15 protein-coding genes and 2 tRNA genes are annotated in these 17,202 nt (G+C 60.3%); 9 read left to right on the top strand and 8 right to left on the bottom strand.

The window, feature by feature from the left end; all coding sequences use genetic code 11:
- Together AC07OP_RS08545 and AC07OP_RS08540 are read right to left on the bottom strand one after the other, a co-directional pair.
- Positions 1-71, bottom strand: a tRNA-Met gene (locus AC07OP_RS08545).
- Between the two features lie 269 nt (positions 72-340).
- Positions 341-417, bottom strand: a tRNA-Met gene (locus tag AC07OP_RS08540).
- Between the two features lie 283 nt (positions 418-700).
- Here AC07OP_RS08540 and dinB point away from each other — a divergent pair.
- A complete protein-coding gene (dinB, locus tag AC07OP_RS08535) occupies positions 701-1,759 on the top strand; it encodes a DNA polymerase IV (protein WP_027605471.1) in 1,059 nt (352 codons plus the stop codon).
- 69 nt (positions 1,760-1,828) lie between these two features.
- On the opposite strand, the gene AC07OP_RS08530 is transcribed toward dinB, so the two are convergent.
- From AC07OP_RS08530 to AC07OP_RS08515, 4 genes are all read right to left on the bottom strand, one after another.
- The gene (locus AC07OP_RS08530) at positions 1,829-2,782 is read right to left on the bottom strand and encodes a hypothetical protein (protein ID WP_065925011.1); all 954 of its coding nucleotides are present in this window, start codon (positions 2,780-2,782) and stop codon (positions 1,829-1,831) included.
- A gap of 20 nt (positions 2,783-2,802) precedes the next feature.
- Positions 2,803-4,518 (bottom strand): proline--tRNA ligase, encoded by a 1,716-nt coding sequence (locus tag AC07OP_RS08525; RefSeq protein WP_027605473.1) that lies wholly within the window; start codon positions 4,516-4,518, stop codon positions 2,803-2,805.
- A gap of 155 nt (positions 4,519-4,673) precedes the next feature.
- Positions 4,674-6,206, bottom strand: a complete 1,533-nt coding sequence (locus AC07OP_RS08520) for an AmpG family muropeptide MFS transporter (RefSeq protein ID WP_027605474.1) — start codon at positions 6,204-6,206, stop codon at positions 4,674-4,676.
- Between the two features lie 43 nt (positions 6,207-6,249).
- Positions 6,250-6,612 (bottom strand): MGMT family protein, encoded by a 363-nt coding sequence (locus AC07OP_RS08515; protein ID WP_495100492.1) that lies wholly within the window; start codon positions 6,610-6,612, stop codon positions 6,250-6,252.
- Between the two features lie 144 nt (positions 6,613-6,756).
- Here AC07OP_RS08515 and AC07OP_RS08510 point away from each other — a divergent pair, with 144 nt between their 5' ends.
- The 5 genes from AC07OP_RS08510 to groL all read left to right on the top strand — a co-directional run bounded on the left by AC07OP_RS08510 (position 6,757) and on the right by groL (position 11,374).
- A complete protein-coding gene (locus tag AC07OP_RS08510) occupies positions 6,757-7,764 on the top strand; it encodes a DUF481 domain-containing protein (protein WP_065939208.1) in 1,008 nt (335 codons plus the stop codon).
- Positions 7,765-7,857: 93 nt separating this feature from the next.
- Entirely contained in the window at positions 7,858-8,589 is a 732-nt protein-coding gene (locus tag AC07OP_RS08505; RefSeq protein ID WP_495100493.1) for a HugZ family pyridoxamine 5'-phosphate oxidase, read from the top strand.
- Positions 8,590-8,655: 66 nt separating this feature from the next.
- Positions 8,656-9,132: an FxsA family protein gene (locus AC07OP_RS08500; RefSeq protein WP_024077215.1), complete on the top strand. Its 477-nt coding sequence runs from the start codon at positions 8,656-8,658 to the stop codon at positions 9,130-9,132.
- A gap of 248 nt (positions 9,133-9,380) precedes the next feature.
- Positions 9,381-9,677 (top strand): co-chaperone GroES, encoded by a 297-nt coding sequence (locus tag AC07OP_RS08495; protein WP_003175874.1) that lies wholly within the window; start codon positions 9,381-9,383, stop codon positions 9,675-9,677.
- A gap of 50 nt (positions 9,678-9,727) precedes the next feature.
- Positions 9,728-11,374: a chaperonin GroEL gene (groL, locus tag AC07OP_RS08490; protein ID WP_027605479.1), complete on the top strand. Its 1,647-nt coding sequence runs from the start codon at positions 9,728-9,730 to the stop codon at positions 11,372-11,374.
- 79 nt (positions 11,375-11,453) lie between these two features.
- Here groL and AC07OP_RS08485 read toward each other — a convergent pair whose 3' ends face one another.
- Positions 11,454-12,173 carry a phosphatase PAP2 family protein gene (locus AC07OP_RS08485; protein WP_495100494.1) on the bottom strand — a complete coding sequence of 240 codons (720 nt, stop codon included), beginning with the start codon at positions 12,171-12,173 and terminating at the stop codon, positions 11,454-11,456.
- A 51-nt stretch (positions 12,174-12,224) separates the two neighbouring features.
- Complete coding sequence (locus tag AC07OP_RS08480) at positions 12,225-14,174, bottom strand: LTA synthase family protein (protein ID WP_495100495.1); 1,950 nt, start codon at positions 14,172-14,174, stop codon at positions 12,225-12,227.
- A gap of 201 nt (positions 14,175-14,375) precedes the next feature.
- On the opposite strand from AC07OP_RS08480, the gene colR reads away from it, so the two are divergent.
- From colR to AC07OP_RS08465, 3 genes are all read left to right on the top strand, one after another.
- Positions 14,376-15,059 carry a two-component system response regulator ColR gene (colR, locus tag AC07OP_RS08475; protein WP_027605482.1) on the top strand — a complete coding sequence of 228 codons (684 nt, stop codon included), beginning with the start codon at positions 14,376-14,378 and terminating at the stop codon, positions 15,057-15,059.
- Positions 15,049-16,329, top strand: coding sequence for a sensor histidine kinase (locus AC07OP_RS08470; protein ID WP_495100496.1), 1,281 nt, complete (start codon positions 15,049-15,051; stop codon positions 16,327-16,329). The genes colR and AC07OP_RS08470 overlap by 11 nt, the downstream gene beginning before the upstream one ends.
- Positions 16,330-16,517: 188 nt before the next feature.
- Entirely contained in the window at positions 16,518-17,198 is a 681-nt protein-coding gene (locus tag AC07OP_RS08465) for a class I SAM-dependent methyltransferase (protein ID WP_027605484.1), read from the top strand.
- The last annotated feature ends 4 nt before the right edge of the window (positions 17,199-17,202 follow it).

The raw sequence follows: 17,202 nt of genomic DNA, 5'->3' as shown, positions 1-17,202 counted from the left end.
CGGGAGCCGGATTTGAACCGACGACCTTCGGGTTATGAGCCCGACGAGCTACCAGACTGCTCCATCCCGCGTCTGTGGGCGGCATTCTACAGCCAGATGGCGAGGTGTCAACCGTTAATGAGGCGATGGGTCAAATAAGTGTGAAATAGCTGACATGCAACCTAAGTTCGCGATTGAAAACGCTTTTTGTAGTGAGCGGGCTTGCCCCGCGCCAAGCTGCGGAGCAGTCCGTGGTGAAGTGCACACTATCTTGTGTGGGGCTGCTTGCCAGTCCCGCGCGGGGCAAGCCCGCTCGCTAAAACAAAAAAGGCCACTCTTTCGAGTAGCCTTTTTTGATGTTTGGTTGCGGGAGCCGGATTTGAACCGACGACCTTCGGGTTATGAGCCCGACGAGCTACCAGACTGCTCCATCCCGCGTCTGTGTGTCGGCATTCTACAGAGGATCACGAGTGTGTCAACCGGTGAATCGAAGAAAAGCGCTTGTGGTTCAATCGGTTAGCTCTCCATACAGAGCCGTTTGAGGGCTTCGGGCCAGAAGGGCCAAGGGTTTCAGCTCTATTGGGGCGCTAATTTCGATTGAGAAAATAAATTCATCTGGGAAGTTTCCTACCGCTCAGACGGAAGATTCAAACTACTGGTGCTATATACAGGGGTGGATGCGATACTGGCCACCCGTTGGATTACACCCGCCTTTCTACTTATGACGCAGCGCAAAATCATCCACGTTGACTGTGATTGCTTCTACGCCGCCATTGAGATGCGCGATGACCCGAGCCTGGCGCAAAAGCCCCTGGCGGTAGGTGGGTCGGCAGATCGAAGGGGCGTGATCGCTACATGCAACTACGAAGCGCGGGCGTACGGGGTGCGTTCCGCCATGTCGTCGCGGCATGCCCTGAAGCTCTGCCCGGACCTGACCATCGTCAAGCCGCGCATGGATGCCTATAAGGAAGCGTCGAAGGAAATCCAGACGATCTTTCGCGACTACACCGACCTGATCGAGCCCCTGTCGCTGGACGAGGCCTACTTGGATGTCTCCGACAGCCCGCACTTTGGCGGCAGCGCCACGCGCATCGCCCAGGACATTCGGCGCCGGGTCTCCAACCAATTGCACATCACCGTGTCCGCCGGCGTGGCTCCGAATAAGTTCTTGGCCAAGATCGCCAGCGATTGGAAAAAGCCCAACGGCCTGTTTGTCATCACCCCGGATCAGGTCGAGGACTTTGTTTCCCAACTGCGGGTAAGCAAGTTGCACGGCGTGGGCAAGGTGACGGCAGACAAGCTGGCGCGCCTGGGCATCGAAGACTGCCTGCAATTGCGCGAATGGAACAAGCTGGCGCTGGTACGTGAGTTCGGCAGCTTTGGCGAGCGTTTGTGGAGCCTGGCCCGTGGCATAGATGAGCGTGTGGTGCAGAACGACAGCCGGCGGCAGTCCATCAGTGTGGAAAATACCTACGATGTGGACCTGCCGGATCTCTCAAGCTGCCTGGCGAAACTTCCAGAGTTGATGGAGACCCTGGCAGGGCGCATGGCGCGTATCGACAGCAGCTACAAGGCGGGCAAGCCGTTCGTTAAGGTGAAGTTTCATGATTTTACCCAGACGACGCTGGAGCAGGCGGGCGCGGCGCGGGATCTGGAGAGTTATCAACAGTTGATGACCCAGGCGTTCAATCGCGGTGGGAAACCGGTGCGGTTGTTGGGGATTGGGGTGCGGTTGCTGGACCTGAGTGGCGGTAACGAGCAGTTAGAGTTCTCTTGGTAGAACCCGGAAACAAAATGTGGGAGGAGGCAAGCCCCTTCCCACATTTGGATCGATAGCGTTTCCGCAGCCTCAGCGTGCTCCGGGATCCGCCACCAACCGCCCCGCATCCTTGGTCAACGCCTGCAGGAATTCCTGCTGCAACTCGGGATCATTGCGGGTCAGTTCGATCAGGCTTTGTTCCAGTTCGCTGGCTTCTTCCTCCAGGCCCAGCTCCGACAGGCGCTTGACCCGGTGCACCCACTGGCTGACTTCATCGTCTTCCAGGTCGTCGTAGATCAGGCCGTGGGCTTCCAGCAACTTGCCGCGCAGGGTGCTGCTGATCGCCAGGGTCGAGTCCGAGTGCACGTCGTCCTGGCCATCTTCCACGCTGATCTTCAAGGTCGTGACGCGGTTCAGGTCCTGCTCGGCAAACGGGCTGTCCAACAGGTTCAGGCGCAGCACGCCGTTGCGGTCGGTGGTCAGCTCATGGGTCTGTTTGCCGGCGGTGACCTGGACCGGGCGTTCGCTCCAGGGCAGGCTCGAATACTCCACGCGTTTGTCGCGCTGGACTTCATCGATACCCGCCAGGTTCTGTTGCGCGCGCCCATGGGATTGCACGTTCATGAACGGGTTGAGACCGTCCACGCCGTAGGTCAGCCAGTCGTGGGTCATGCTGGTCGGCAGGTTGCCGAGGGCGAAGATGTTCGCCACGTTGGCGCCCGCACCCGCGACCAAAGCCACTGCACCCAGGGGCATCTCATAGAGTTTGCGCCAGGGTTGGTAAGGCGTGTAGCGGTCGTAACGACGGGTGACTTCGAATTCGGTGACCTCAAAGGTCTTTTGCTCGTGAATACGAACCCGGCGTTGCGGCAGTTCCAGCACTTTGGGTTCGCCTACATCGATCTGCAGGCTGTGGTCGAGCAACTTACGCTCGACCCGCTCCTCGTGCTCACTGCGTTGCGACATCTGATTGGCGCAGCCGCTGACCAGCAGGGCGCCGCATAAGGCGGCGCCCCCCAGGGCTCTGGTGTTTCGCTTGAACATGACGTCTCTTGATCTGGTTTTCAGCGACGAATACGCGCCTGGAGGAAAGACAGCACGTCAGCCACCGGCAACGGTTGGGCTTCGGCTTCGGTCCGGCTCTTGTATTCCAGATTGCCATCGGCCAGGCCGCGGTCACTGACCACGATCCGGTGCGGGATGCCAATCAGCTCCATGTCGGCGAACTTGATGCCCGGGCTGGTTTTCTTGTCGCGGTCATCCAGCAGCACTTCAAAACCAGCGGCCGTGAGTTCGGCATACAGTTTGTCGGTGGCTTCGCGTACTTGCTCGGTTTCGTAACGCAGTGGTACCAGGGCCACCTGGAAAGGCGCCAGGGCGTCACTCCAGATAATGCCTTTCTCGTCGTTGTTCTGCTCGATGGCAGCGGCAACCACGCGGGAAACGCCAATGCCGTAGCAGCCCATGTCGAGGGTGATCGGCTTGCCGTTCTCGCCCAGCACTTCGCACTTCATCGCCTTGCTGTACTTGTTGCCCAGCTGGAAGATGTGCCCGACTTCGATGCCGCGCTTGATTTCCAGGGTGCCCTTGCCGTCCGGGCTTGGGTCGCCAGCAACGACGTTGCGCAGGTCGGCCACGGTCGGCACCGGCAGGTCACGCTCCCAGTTCACACCGAAGTAGTGCTTGTCGTCGATGTTCGCGCCGATACCGAAGTCGCTCATCAGCTCGACCGAGCGGTCGATGATGATCGGCAACGGCAGGTTCAGCGGGCCGAGGGAGCCGGCACCGGCGCCGATGGCGTCGCGCAGTTCGGCATCGCTGGCCATGACCAGCGGGCTGGCCACGCCAGGTTGCTGGGCGGCCTTGATTTCGTTGAGTTCGTGGTCGCCACGGATCACCAGGGCGATCAGCTTGCCTTCTTCTTCGGCATGCACGATCAGGGTCTTGATGGTCTTTTCAATCGGCAGATTGAATTTCTCCACCAGGGCCGCGATGGTCTTGGTCTCTGGCGTATCCACCAGGCGCAGTTCTTCAGCCGGGGCTGGACGGGAGGTTTCCCGTGGCACGGCTTCGGCTTTCTCGATGTTCGCCGCGTAGTCGGAACCGTTGCTGAACGCGATATCGTCTTCGCCGGACTCGGCCAGCACGTGGAATTCGTGGGAGCCGGCACCGCCGATGGAGCCATTGTCCGCTTCAACCGCCCGGAACTTCAGGCCCAGGCGTGTGAACACGTTGCAGTAGGCCTGGTGCATGCGGTCATAGGTGACCTGCAGTGATGCCTGGTCGGCGTGAAACGAATAGGCGTCCTTCATGATGAATTCACGGCCACGCATCAAGCCGAAGCGTGGGCGGATTTCATCGCGGAATTTGGTCTGGATCTGATACAGGTTCAGAGGCAGCTGCTTGTAGCTGCTCAACTCGTTGCGCATCAGGTCGGTGATCACTTCTTCATGGGTCGGGCCGGCGCAGAAGTCGCGGCCATGACGGTCCTTGAAGCGCAGCAACTCAGGGCCGTACTCTTCCCAGCGTCCGGATTCCTGCCACAGCTCGGCCGGTTGCGTGCTCGGCATCAACACTTCGAGAGAGCCGGCAGCATTCATTTCTTCGCGAACGATGGCTTCGACCTTGCGCATCACCTTCAAGCCCATGGGCAGCCAGGTGTACAGGCCCGAGGCCAGTTTGCGAATCATGCCGGCGCGCAGCATCAGCTGGTGGCTGATCACGACCGCATCGGAAGGCGTTTCTTTCTGTGTGGCGAGCAAATATTGACTGGTACGCATGGTAGGCCGTTGTCGGTTGCTTGAACTTGAAATGACTTGGGATTGTACGGGCGCAAACTGCCGCCGTACAGGCATCAGAATGCAGGGCTGTCTGTAGGCGCAGAGCTTGCTTGCGATGGGGGCGCCGCGGTCTGGCTTTTAAAGGGCCCCCAGAATCAGTCCTCTACCGGCGGATTCAACCGCATCCGCCGATTTTCCTGATACCAGTGCAACGCAATCAGCAGCAGTGTCGGTACGCCCAGCATGCAGGTGATCAGGAAGAAGTTGTGGTACCCGAACTTCTCCACCATCACCCCCGAGTACCCGCCGATCAGGCGCGGCAGCAACAGCATGATCGAACTGAGCAGCGCATATTGGGTGGCGGAAAACTTGAGGTTGGTCAGGCTCGACAGGTAGGCCACGAATGCCGACGTGGCCAGGCCCGAGCTGAAGTTATCCAGGGAGATGGTAAAGATCAGCATCTGCAGGTCGGGGCCCATGTCGGCGAGCATCACGAACAGCAGGTTGGTCCCCGCCGACGCTACACCGCCTATAAACAGGATCGGCAGGATGCCGAAGCGCACGATCAGCAGGCCGCCCATGCCGGCGCCGAGCAGGGTCATGATCAGGCCGAAGATCTTGCTGACCCCGGCGATCTGGTCCTTGGTAAAACCCTGGTCGATGTAGAACACGTTGGCCATCACGCCCATCACCGTGTCGGACATACGATAGGTGGCGATCAGCCCCAGCAGCAGCAATGCCTGCCAGCGGTAGCGCAGGATAAAGTCGTTGACCGGCGTGAGCACCGGCGCCAGGCCCCGCCGGCCCATTGCCGACAGGCACAGCGTGGTGAGAATGATATAGAGAATGGCGCGCAGGAACGCGCGGTCGTCCATCAGCAAGTCCCACAGGCTGACGCCGTGAAACAGCACGCTGGCGAAGTCGGTGTTGAACAACTGGGTGAACATCGCCGGTACGGATACCAGCAACACGATCAGCACAAACACCGACACCAGTTGATGCACGAAGCTATAGCGCCCGGCCTGCAACTGGGTGCGCAGCGGTACATTCGGTTCGCGCATGAACAGCGTGGTCAGCAGCGCCGGGATCATCAGCACGCCGAACAGCACATAGGTACCGGTCCAGGCCGAGTGCTTATAGTTGAAGCCGGTGGAGCCGAAGCCTTCGGCAAAGAACAGCGCACCGGCCGTGGCCAGCAGGGCGGCGATGCGGTAGCCGGACATATAGCTGGCGGCCAGGGCGGCCTGGCGGCTGTCGTCGGCGATTTCCAGGCGATAGGCGTCGACCGCGATGTCCTGGGTGGCGGAAGCAAAGGCCACCACGACGGCAATGGCGATCAGCCAGGACAGGTGTTTCTGCGGGTCGCAGAACCCCATGCCGATCAATCCGAGGATCACCAGCGACTGTGCAAGCACCAGCCAGGAGCGACGACGTCCGAGTTTACCGAGCAGTGGCAGGCGCCATTGGTCGAGCAGCGGCGACCAGACCCATTTGAAGGCATACGCCAAACCGATCAAGCTCGCATAGCCGATGGTCTCGCGGGCCACACCGGCCTCACGCAGCCACACCGAAAGCGTCGAGAACACCAACATGTAAGGCAAGCCGGCGGCAAAGCCGAGCAACAACAGCACTAACGTCGAGGGGCTGGCATAGGCGGCGAGCGCGGCGCGCCAGGTTTTACGGGGCATGGGCTGGAGTCTGCCTCAGATTCACGGAAACAAAGCGCGCACTCTAACCGCTGTGCTCTACCGGGCGCCAGCCATGGCGCTGAATATCCACGCGATTGTTGCGCACCGTGACGCCCTCATCGCGCAAGCGTGCCCGTTGCTCGTCGCCCGAGGCGCTGCCCACCGGCAGACTTATCCGACCACCGGCACCCAGCACACGATGCCAGGGCAATGTGGTGCCCTCGGGAAGTTGGCTCAAGGTACGACCCACCCAGCGCGCGGCGCGCCCCAGCCCGGCCAGTTGCGCCAGCTCGCCGTAACTCACCACGCAACCGGCGGGGACTTGCGCCAGGGTCAGATACAGCGCGGTGCGGCGTATTTCGGCGGGGGTTTGTGGGGTATCGGCAGGCTGATTCACTGTGGGCATATCCGTTGGGATCGTCGGTCTTTTGTAAGAAACGTCTGTAAGTATGCTGTTGAGAATTGAACTCAACACAAATCCTTGAGTCAGTCCTAGCTATCTAACACGATAATCGCCCCTTTTCGCCAACCTTGAGCTCCCTATCCGCTTATGTTGTCCAGAACCCTGCTGTGCCTCGCTGTCTTCAGTGCTTCCACGCCCCTGCTGGCCGATACCGTCTGGTTGAAAAACGGTGACCGCCTGACCGGTAAGATCAAGGTCTTCGACGGTGGCAAGCTGCTGATCCAGACCGACTACGCCGGCGCCATTCCGGTGGACTGGAAGCAGGTGAAAACCCTGGAGAGCGACCAGGAGTTGCTGGTCAAGCAGGACGCCTACACCGGCGAAAAGGCCAAGTCCCTGCAGGCGGCGGACGATGGCAAGGTGGTGCTGGCCAATGGCGAGGCGCCCAAGACTGTCGAGCTGGCAAGTATCCAGCAGATCATCAAGCCCAAGCCGGTGATCGAAGACCTGGTGTGGAAGGGCAATGTCGACATGGCGCTGGACTACAAGCGCGCCGAAAAAGACACCAACGACTACGACATCGACTTCAAGACCTCCGCGCGCCATGGCCAATGGCGCCATACCGGGCAGGGCGAATACAACCGCGAGTTCCAGGACGACGTCACCACCACCGACAACTGGGCGCTGGAGTATGACCTGGACCGCTTCATCACCGAGCACTGGTTCTGGCAGGGGCGCCTGACCTACAAGCGCGACAAGGTTGAAGACCTGGCGCGCCAACGTACCGTCGGTACCGGCCCGGGCTACCAGTTCTGGGACGACGAGCTGGGTGCGTTCTCCCTCGGCTCGCTGGTCAACCGCACCGATTACGAATACGCCGATGGCGGCAAGGACAACTTCTATTCCCTGGCCATGAAGTGGAACTACAACCGCTACCTGGTGGGCAAGACCGTTGAGTTCTTCACCAATGGCGAGGTGGGCAAGCCTATCGACGGCCCGGCCGAGTACTCCCTGGATGCGGAAATGGGCCTGCGCTACAAGGTGACCGAGTGGGCGTCGCTCAACCTCAAGGCCGAGCGCGACGTGATCAGCGGCGATTCGGAAAGCAGCCTGAGCAAAACCCGCTATACCGCAGGCTTCGGCGTCGCCTGGTAATCGAGCCCTGGCAACCGGCGCGTAGATTGATTACCTTGTGTTGAGATCCATTCCCATACGCTATGGGCGGCTGAATACCCGAGGAGTCATACGTTGAGCGCGCAGGTTGCCAAGAACGCCCGAGAGCTGTTGCTCAAGGAATACCGTGGGGCTCTCTCCACACTGTCCAAGGCCATGCCCGGCTTTCCGTTCGGCTCGGTCGTGCCGTATTGCCTCGACGAGCAGGGCCGCCCGCTGATCCTGATCAGCCGTATCGCCCAGCACACCCATAACCTGCAAAAAGATCCCAAGTGCTCGCTGCTGGTCGGCGAGCGCGAAGCGGATGACGTGCAGGCCGTGGGGCGCCTGACCTACCTGGCCGAAGCCGAGAAACTCGACGACCCTGCCGCCATCGAAGCGGCGGCCGAGCGCTATTACCGTTACTTCCCCGATTCGGCCAACTACCACCAGGCCCACGATTTCGATTTCTGGGTGCTCAAGCCGGTGCGCCACCGTTATATCGGCGGGTTTGGCGCGATTCACTGGATCGACCAATTGACCCTGGCCAATCCCTTCGCGGGCAAGGCCGAGCGCAGCATGATCGAGCACATGAACAGCGACCACACCAAGGCCATTGCCCACTACGTCGAGTTGGCCGGCTTGCCGACGTTCGAGCCTGCGCAATTGGCCGGCATCGACAGCGAAGGCCTGCACCTGCGTATCGGCCAGGCCCTGCACTGGCTGCCGTTTGCGGCGTCTTGCAACACGCCGACACAAGTACGCGAAGCCCTGGTTTCATTGGCCCACGCTGAGGTCTGGCCGAAAAAAGCCGCCGCTGAAGCTTGAATTCACGAAACGGCGACGTCATCTAAGGTGGACTGGCAAGGCATTCTTGCGTTGAGGAACCTTTTGATGCGCCCTTTTTTATTGCTCTTTCTGCTGTTCCCGGTGTTGGAGCTGTTCGTATTCGTTCAAGTCAGCGGTGCGATCGGGTTTTTCCCGGCCCTGTTGCTGATCATTCTCGGCTCGATGCTCGGCGTCCTGGTGCTGCGCGTCGCCGGCCTGGCCACGGCGCTGCGTGCTCGTGAGAGCCTGAACCGCGGCGAACTGCCGGCCCAGACCATGCTCGAAGGCCTGATGATGGCGTTGGCGGGTGGCCTGTTGATCCTGCCCGGCTTTATCAGCGACGTAGTGGGCCTGGTGATGCTGCTGCCGTTCACCCGCAAATTGCTCGCGGGCAAGATGCGCCAGCGCGCCGAAGAGGCCGCGATTCGCCAACGCGCGTTCGCCGACGACCTGCAACCCCGTGGCGGCCCGGCCCCGCGCCAACCGTTGGGGCGAGAAGGCGACGTGATCGAAGGCGAGTTCGAACACCGCGACAGCAAATAACCGCTTCACTGGCACGGCACCTTCGGGTGCCGTGTTGCTTTTATAGGCGGGCAGACGCAAAAAAAATCATCGCCGGCCCCTTGTAATAAGCTTATGCGCCCTTATGTAACGGTCACCGCAAGGTTTCTGGTGGCGACACCGGACAGACTTCCGTGTTTCGCCCAGCGAACCGCGACCGGCACTGCCGGAATACAACCCGCCGGTATCGATACCGGCCGATGAAAAAACACAATTAGGAGAGATCGACAATGAGCAAGCTTCGTCCTCTGCACGACCGCGTCGTAATCCGTCGCAGCGAAGAAGAAAAGAAAACCGCTGGCGGTATCGTTCTGCCAGGTTCGGCTGCTGAAAAAGCCAACCACGGTGTGATCGTCGCTGCAGGCCCAGGCAAGACTCTGGAAAACGGTGACGTACGTGCGCTGGCCGTTAAAGTCGGTGACAAGGTTGTATTTGGCCCTTACTCCGGCAGCAACACTGTGAAAGTCGACGGCGAAGACCTGCTGGTTATGGCTGAGAACGAGATTCTCGCCGTTCTGGAAGACTGATTTCCCCGCTCATTTTCCCGTTACTACAAAGTATTTAAGGAATATCGATCATGGCTGCTAAAGAAGTTAAATTCGGCGATTCCGCCCGTAAGAAAATGCTCACCGGTGTCAACATCCTGGCTGACGCAGTAAAAGCGACCCTGGGCCCGAAAGGCCGCAATGTGATCATCGAGAAGAGCTTCGGCGCTCCGACCATCACCAAGGACGGCGTTTCCGTCGCCAAAGAAATCGAACTGGAAGACCGTTTCGAAAACATGGGCGCGCAGCTGGTCAAAGACGTTGCCTCCCGTGCCAACGATGACGCAGGCGACGGCACCACCACCGCTACCGTTCTGGCTCAGGCCATCGTCAACGAAGGCTACAAGGCCGTTGCTGCCGGCATGAACCCGATGGACCTCAAGCGCGGCATCGACAAGGCGACCATCGCCATCGTCGCTGAGCTGAAGAACCTGTCCAAGCCTTGCGCCGACACCAAGGCTATCGCCCAGGTAGGCACCATCTCCGCCAACTCCGACAGCTCCATCGGCGACATCATTGCCGAAGCCATGGAAAAAGTCGGTAAAGAAGGCGTGATCACCGTTGAAGAAGGCACTGGCCTGGAAAACGAACTGTCGGTTGTTGAAGGCATGCAGTTCGACCGTGGCTACCTGTCCCCGTACTTCGTCAACAAGCCGGAAACCATGGTTGCCGAGCTGGACAGCCCGCTGATCCTGCTGGTCGACAAGAAGATCTCCAACATCCGCGAAATGCTGCCAGTGCTGGAAGCCGTTGCCAAAGCCGGCCGCCCACTGCTGATCGTTTCCGAAGACGTTGAAGGCGAAGCCCTGGCGACCCTGGTTGTGAACAACATGCGTGGCATCGTTAAAGTCGCAGCCGTCAAGGCTCCAGGCTTCGGCGACCGTCGCAAGGCCATGCTGCAGGACATCGCCGTCCTGACCGGCGGTACCGTTATCTCCGAAGAGATCGGCCTGAGCCTGGAAAGCGCCACCCTGGAAAACCTGGGTAGCGCCAAGCGCGTGACCATCTCCAAGGAAAACACCATCATCGTTGACGGTGCTGGCGTTGACGGCGACATCCAATCGCGCATCACTCAGATCCGTGCCCAGGTTGCCGAGACGTCCTCGGACTACGACCGTGAAAAACTGCAAGAGCGCCTGGCCAAGCTGTCCGGCGGCGTTGCAGTGATCAAGGTTGGCGCGGGTTCCGAAGTTGAAATGAAAGAGAAGAAAGCCCGCGTTGAAGACGCCCTGCACGCAACCCGCGCAGCCGTCGAAGAAGGCGTGGTACCTGGCGGTGGCGTTGCGCTGATCCGTGCCCTGGAAGCCCTGACCAACCTGACCGGCGACAACGCTGACCAGAACGTCGGTATCGCTGTGCTGCGTCGTGCGGTTGAAGCACCGCTGCGCCAGATCGCTGCCAACTCCGGCGACGAGCCAAGCGTTGTGGTCAACGAAGTCAAGAACGGCAAAGGTAACTACGGTTACAACGCTGCGACTGGCGTCTACGGCGACATGATCGAAATGGGCATCCTGGACCCTACCAAGGTGACTCGTTCCGCGCTGCAGGCCGCAGCCTCCATCGGTGGTCTGATCCTGACCACCGAAGCTGCAATCGCTGACAAGCCGAAGGCTGAAGGCTCGGCTGGCGGCGGTATGCCAGACATGGGCGGCATGGGTGGCATGGGCGGCATGATGTAAGCCAGCCTTACCCCTGTACTGAAAAAGCCCCGCCTGCAGTGATGCAGGCGGGGCTTTTTTGTGGGCGCTGTCTTTGGCTTCAGGTGGGCGTTGCGCGCGTGGAGGGCCGTTGCAGCAACAGGCAATACAGCCCCAGGCAGATCAGCCAGCAGAAAATTGCCGTCCACACGTTATGGGAAAAGAAGTGTGCGCCTTGCATCATGCGGCTGACGGAAAACAAGCTGCCCAAGCCGACGGCGAAGATGAATGCGCTGCGCGCCATCCGTGGCTGCCGGTCACGCAGTGCAAAAAACAGGGCAAACAAGGCGAACCCGGTGGCGGCATGACCGCCTGGCCAGCAGCGCCCGGGTTTATCGGTGGGCGGGCGAGGGCTCAGCAATTTGCTGTAGGTTTCCTGACCGCCGAATTCCTGGACGCTCCACGGGCACTGGACGCCGGTGATGGTTTTCAGCGGAGCGACAAACGCGGTCGCCAGCCCGAGTGACAGCACCAGGCAGCCCAGTTCACGACGATAGGGTTTGAGCCGTCGGAGAATAAACGTGCCGGCAAATCCCAGGATCGCCAGGACCGAGAACAGGATGACCAACTGTTTGGCACGATCATGCAGGATGTCTTCGAGGAAGAAACTGTAACGCCCGATGAAACCGCCCTCCGCACCGTTGTAGAACAGCTTGGCGAGGTCCATGTCCAGCGAAGTCAGCTCCAGCAACAGCAACAGGAGTGCTGCGCCGCCGGGGATGCCCAGGCAGAGCCATAGGTTGAGAGGTTTGGAGACGGGGACGGCGGGGGTGGTGCCCATGGTGGACCCTGGTGAAAAACGTCCCGTACTGACCTGTACGGGACGTTTTGATTAGCGCGTGCTCAGTGCCGGGGCCTCTTCCTTGGGCGCTCTCCAGCTCAGCAACTGTTGTTTGAAGCCATAGCTGGCGGCCTGGTAGTAGGTGATCGCCCGCTGGATCAACGGGTCATCGCTGCCGACCCGCAACTCCTGGCTCTCACCCAGGGCCTGGTCGTGGCGGCGCAGGCCCAGGCGTGGGCTGAGAATGGCCAGGTCCTTGCCGTCGAACAGGCCCAGGTGCTGGTAATTGCCGACCACCACCCGAGGTGGCAGTGGGTTGTCCTGCAGCAGGTTGCGACCAAAGAAGGTGGATTCGTAGCTCAGGTTGAGCAGGCCCAGCAGCGTGGGCGCCAGGTCGATCTGGCTGGCCAGTTGTGCGCTTTCCCGTGCGTCGATCAGCTTGGGTGCATAGATGAACAGCGGAATCTGGTAGTTGGTGATGGGCAGGTCTTCCTTGCCTGCGCTGCCGGCGGTGTGGTCGGCGACGAAGATGAAGATCGTGTTATCGAACCAGGGTTTTTGGCGGGCGGCTTCCAGGAATTGGCCGATGGCGTGGTCGGTGTATTTCACCGCACCGTCGCGGCCATTCCCGGATTTGATGTCGATACGCCCATCCGGGTAGGTGTAGGGGCGGTGGTTGGAGGTGGTCATCAGTTGCAGCAAAAAGGGTTGCTGCTTGGCGTAGTCGGTGTCGGCCAGTTTCAGGGTTTGGTTATACAGGTCCTCGTCAGCCATGCCCCAGGCGTTCTTGAACGAGATTTCTGACTCGGGCACGCTGCTCTGGTCCACGACGCGATAACCGTTGCCGCTGAAAAACGCGTTCATGTTATCGAAGTACCCGCGCCCGCCGTACACAAACACGCTGTCGTAACCGACGGCCGTGAGCTGTTGCCCCAGGCTGGCGAAGCCGCTTTCACGACCGATGCGCTTGACGATCGAGCGCCCGGGCGTGGGTGGAATCGCCAGGGTGATCGCCTCCAGGCCACGGTCGGTGCGGGTGCCGGTGGCATAGAAATTATTGAAATACAGGCTCTGTTTACGCAGCGCATCCAGGTTAGGCGTGAGGTTGCGCTCGTCGCCGTTGCTGCCCATGTACTTGGCGCTGAAACTTTCGATGGTCACCAGCACGACATTGGGTTTGCGCGGCGTGCCCGGATTGGTGATGGCGCGGCGGATATCCAGCGGGTCCTGGCCGATAAAGCGGGCGTTGGGTTCGCTCAGCTCTGCACGCAGTTGCGTGGCGATAACCTCAGTCGGCAGGGTTTTGTAGAACTGTGGGTAATCCAGTTCGTTGTTACGGAATGCGGCGAAAAACTGATACGGACCATTGCTGGCCAGTTCGTTCTTGTAGGCGTTGCCGCCCTGGGCTCGCGGGCTGTCCTGGCTGATCAGCTGCAGGCTGAGGCCGGCAATCACCAACAGGGCCAGGGCATTCACCAGGCGACCGCGCATCGGCGGCAGTGGGGCGCTCATCGCTGCATTGAACGGTTTGCGCAAGGCCAGGCTCAAGACAATCGCCAGCATGGCGAGCAGGCTCAGCAGTTTGCCGATCGGGTAGGACTCGAGCAGGTTGTTCAACACCTCGTCGGAGTACACCAGGTAATCGACGGCAATGAAGTTGAAGCGCACGCCGAACTCATCCCAGAACAGCCACTCGGCCACCGAGGTAAACAGCATGGCGAACAGGCTGACGGTGAGCACGGCCTGCAGGAACCAGCGGTGACCGCGCCGGCGCCACAGCGCGGGCGGGCACACCAGCAAATACAGGCCCAGCGGCAGTGCCGCATAGGCCAGGAAGCCCAGGTCGTAAAGCAGGCCCACGCCAAACACCGGCAGCAGGTTGCCGCCGACTTCATCCAAATGGGTGATGAGCAGCACGCTGCGAGTGAGCAGGAAAATAACCAGCCAGGCACCGGTTACCAACAGCAGATAGCGCATTGGCGCCGTCTTGAGAAACCCCATGTCCATGTTCCTTATATCAATGGGTGGCGATCTTCTGCCTGACACTGTAGTCAGTTTGTGAAGCTATAGTGAAAAACTTGTTCAACTCTGTGCAAGGTTGAAAACCTTTATCGTCGTACCTCTCAGCTCTATCCCTGAGCCACACTTGGCCTTAAGCTGCGCGAGCCAACACGGCCGTTACCGCGTACGGAGACACTGCCCATGCGAATTCTATTGGTTGAAGACAACCGCGATATTCTGGCCAACCTGGCCGACTACCTGGGGCTAAAAGGCTACACCGTGGACTGTGCGCAGGACGGTTTGTCGGGCCTGCACCTGGCCGCCACCGAGCATTACGACTTGATCGTGCTCGACATCATGCTGCCTGGCATCGATGGCTACACCTTGTGCAAGCGCCTGCGTGAAGACGCCCGCCGCGACACGCCAGTGATCATGCTCACCGCCCGCGACCAGTTGGATGACCGGCTGCAGGGCTTCAAGTCCGGTGCCGACGATTACTTGCTCAAACCGTTTGCCCTGTCGGAACTGGCCGCGCGCATCGAAGCGGTGCTGCGCCGTGCCCAAGGCGGCGGTCGCCGCGCCCTGCAAGTGGCCGATCTGAATTACGACCTCGATACCCTGGAAGTGACCCGCGAAGGGCGCCTGCTCAAGCTCAACCCGGTCGGCCTCAAGCTGCTCGCGGTCTTGATGCAGAAAAGTCCCCACGTACTGCGTCGGGAAGTGCTGGAAGAGGCCCTGTGGGGCGATGACTGCCCGGACAGCGACAGCCTGCGCAGCCACGTGCACCAATTGCGCCAGGTGATCGATAAGCCGTTCGCCAAGCCGTTGCTGCAAACCGTGCATGGTGTGGGTTACCGCTTGGCCGAGGGCCGTGATGGAGTTTAAGCAAAGCCTTGCCCAACGGATCATCATCGCCTTTGCCTTGATGAGTGCGTTGGTGGCGGGGGCCTTCGCCATGGGCATCGTCGCCACCGTGCACCTGGTGGAAGAGAAGCTGATCTCGGCAGGCTTGGGCGGTGACCTGCAGCGCCTGCTGCTGATGGACACCGTCGAGGACTGGCGGCACCGCCCCGAGCCCGACCAGCTGTTTTACTTCAGCGGTGGCCCCGGGGATTTTGAATTGCCCAAGGATCTGCGGCATCTGGAACCAGGGTTTCATGAGGTGTTCCGCGAGGCCCTGTCGTATCACGCCATGGTCGAAGTGGTCGACGGTCGGCGCTATGTGCTGCTGCAGGATCAAAGCGATTTCGAAGAGCGCGAGCGCGTGCTGTTTGCCGTGGTGCTGGTGGGCTTCGTGCTCAGCCTGGCGCTGGCGGTATTCCTCGGCTGGGTGCTGGCCCGTAAAGTGATGGCGCCGGTGGTACGCCTGGCTCGTCAGGTGCGGCATCGCGACCAGTTGCTGGGCCTGGCGCCGCCCCTGGCCCCGGACTATGCGGCCGACGAAGTGGGTGAGTTGGCGGTGGCCTTCGACGCCACCCTGGGGCGCCTGCGCCAGGCGTTGTCCCGCGAGCAGTTGTTCACCAGCGATGTCAGCCACGAGCTGCGCACGCCTTTGATGGTGCTGGCCAGCTCCTGCGAATTGTTGCTGGAAAACCCGGCTATCGATCAGCGTGGGCGTAACCAGGTCGAGCGAATCGCCCGCGCCTGCGAAGAAATGCGCGAACTGGTGCAAACCTTCCTGATGCTGGCCCGGGCTCAACATGATGACGGGAGCATGTCACCCAAGGTCAATCTGTCCCAGGTGGCGGATGATCTGCTCGGCATCTGGCGCGAGCCCATCGAGCACAAGGGTCTGGAGTTGATCTACCAGCCGGGCGACCCGCTGGATACGCGCTACAACGCGACCTTCCTGCATGCCGTGATGGGCAACCTGTTGCGCAATGCCCTGCATTACACCGAAAGCGGCTTCATCCGGCTGACCCTGGAGCCGACCGGGTTTGTGGTGGAGGACAGCGGCGTCGGCATTCCCGAAGACAAGCGCGAAGCGATGTTCGAGCCGTTCGTCCGCGGCAGTGAGAAGCGCGGCGAGGGCCTGGGGTTGGGTTTGTCACTGGTGCAGCGCATCTGCGAGAACCAGGGCTGGAGCGTTACCCTCAGCACCATGGAGCCCAATGGCTGTCGCTTTCACGTCCAGTTGAGTCAGGTCAACGCCTGAGCGTTCCCCCTGCCGTTATCCTGCCAGAGATCCCCGTAAATCGGCGAAGATGGCCCCATGATATTGCTTGTGTCTGTAAAGTCTTGAAATGTATGGGATTGGACAGGACAAGTTTTTCACAAGGGGTTGACCTGTTGATCACAGGACGCTGCTTAAGGTTGTAGGCATCAGCAACTGGAGATCCGTTGATGCCTACCCCGATCAAGCTCGAATTTTCCGAAAAGTACGACGACCAGCACGCCCACGAATATTTGCTCAAGCATCAGGACAATCTGGCGCGCCGGTTGTCACACAAACGCGACGAGCAACTGGCCCGTGGCGCGTTGGCGATGGCCGGCGAGCCAGGCCTGGTGCTGGACCTGCCGTGTGGCGCCGGGCGTTTCTGGCCGCTGCTGGCGGAAAAACCCAACCGTGTGATCATCGGCGCCGACAATTCGGCCTCCATGTTGAAGGTCGCGATGGCCGCCCAGCCCGCAGAAGTGGTGAAACGGGTACGGCCCTTGCAGACGTCTGCCTTCGACATCGATTTGCCGGATAACTCGGTCGACAGCATTTTCTGTATGCGCCTGCTCCACCACATCGGTGATCCGGCGCACCGTCAGGCAATTCTGCGGGAGTTTCAGCGGGTTACCCGTGACAGCGTGATCATTTCGCTGTGGGTCGATGGCAATTTCAAAGCCTGGAAACGCAAGCGTCTGGAAGGAAAGCGTCGCAAGACAGGTGAGCAGGAAGGTTACCAGAACAGATTTGTGTTACCGGCTGCTACTGTTGAATCAGAGTTCGAGCAAGCCGGATTCCGTGTTCAGGAATCCCTGGACTTCATACCGCTCTACGCCATGTGGCGGGTGTATGTATTGCGCAAGAGGTAACAGG

This window comes from Pseudomonas sp. GW821-FHT09D08 (assembly GCF_059416305.1).
Note: the sequence above shows the minus strand (reverse complement) of the source record. Positions and strands in the feature narration are given on the sequence as shown.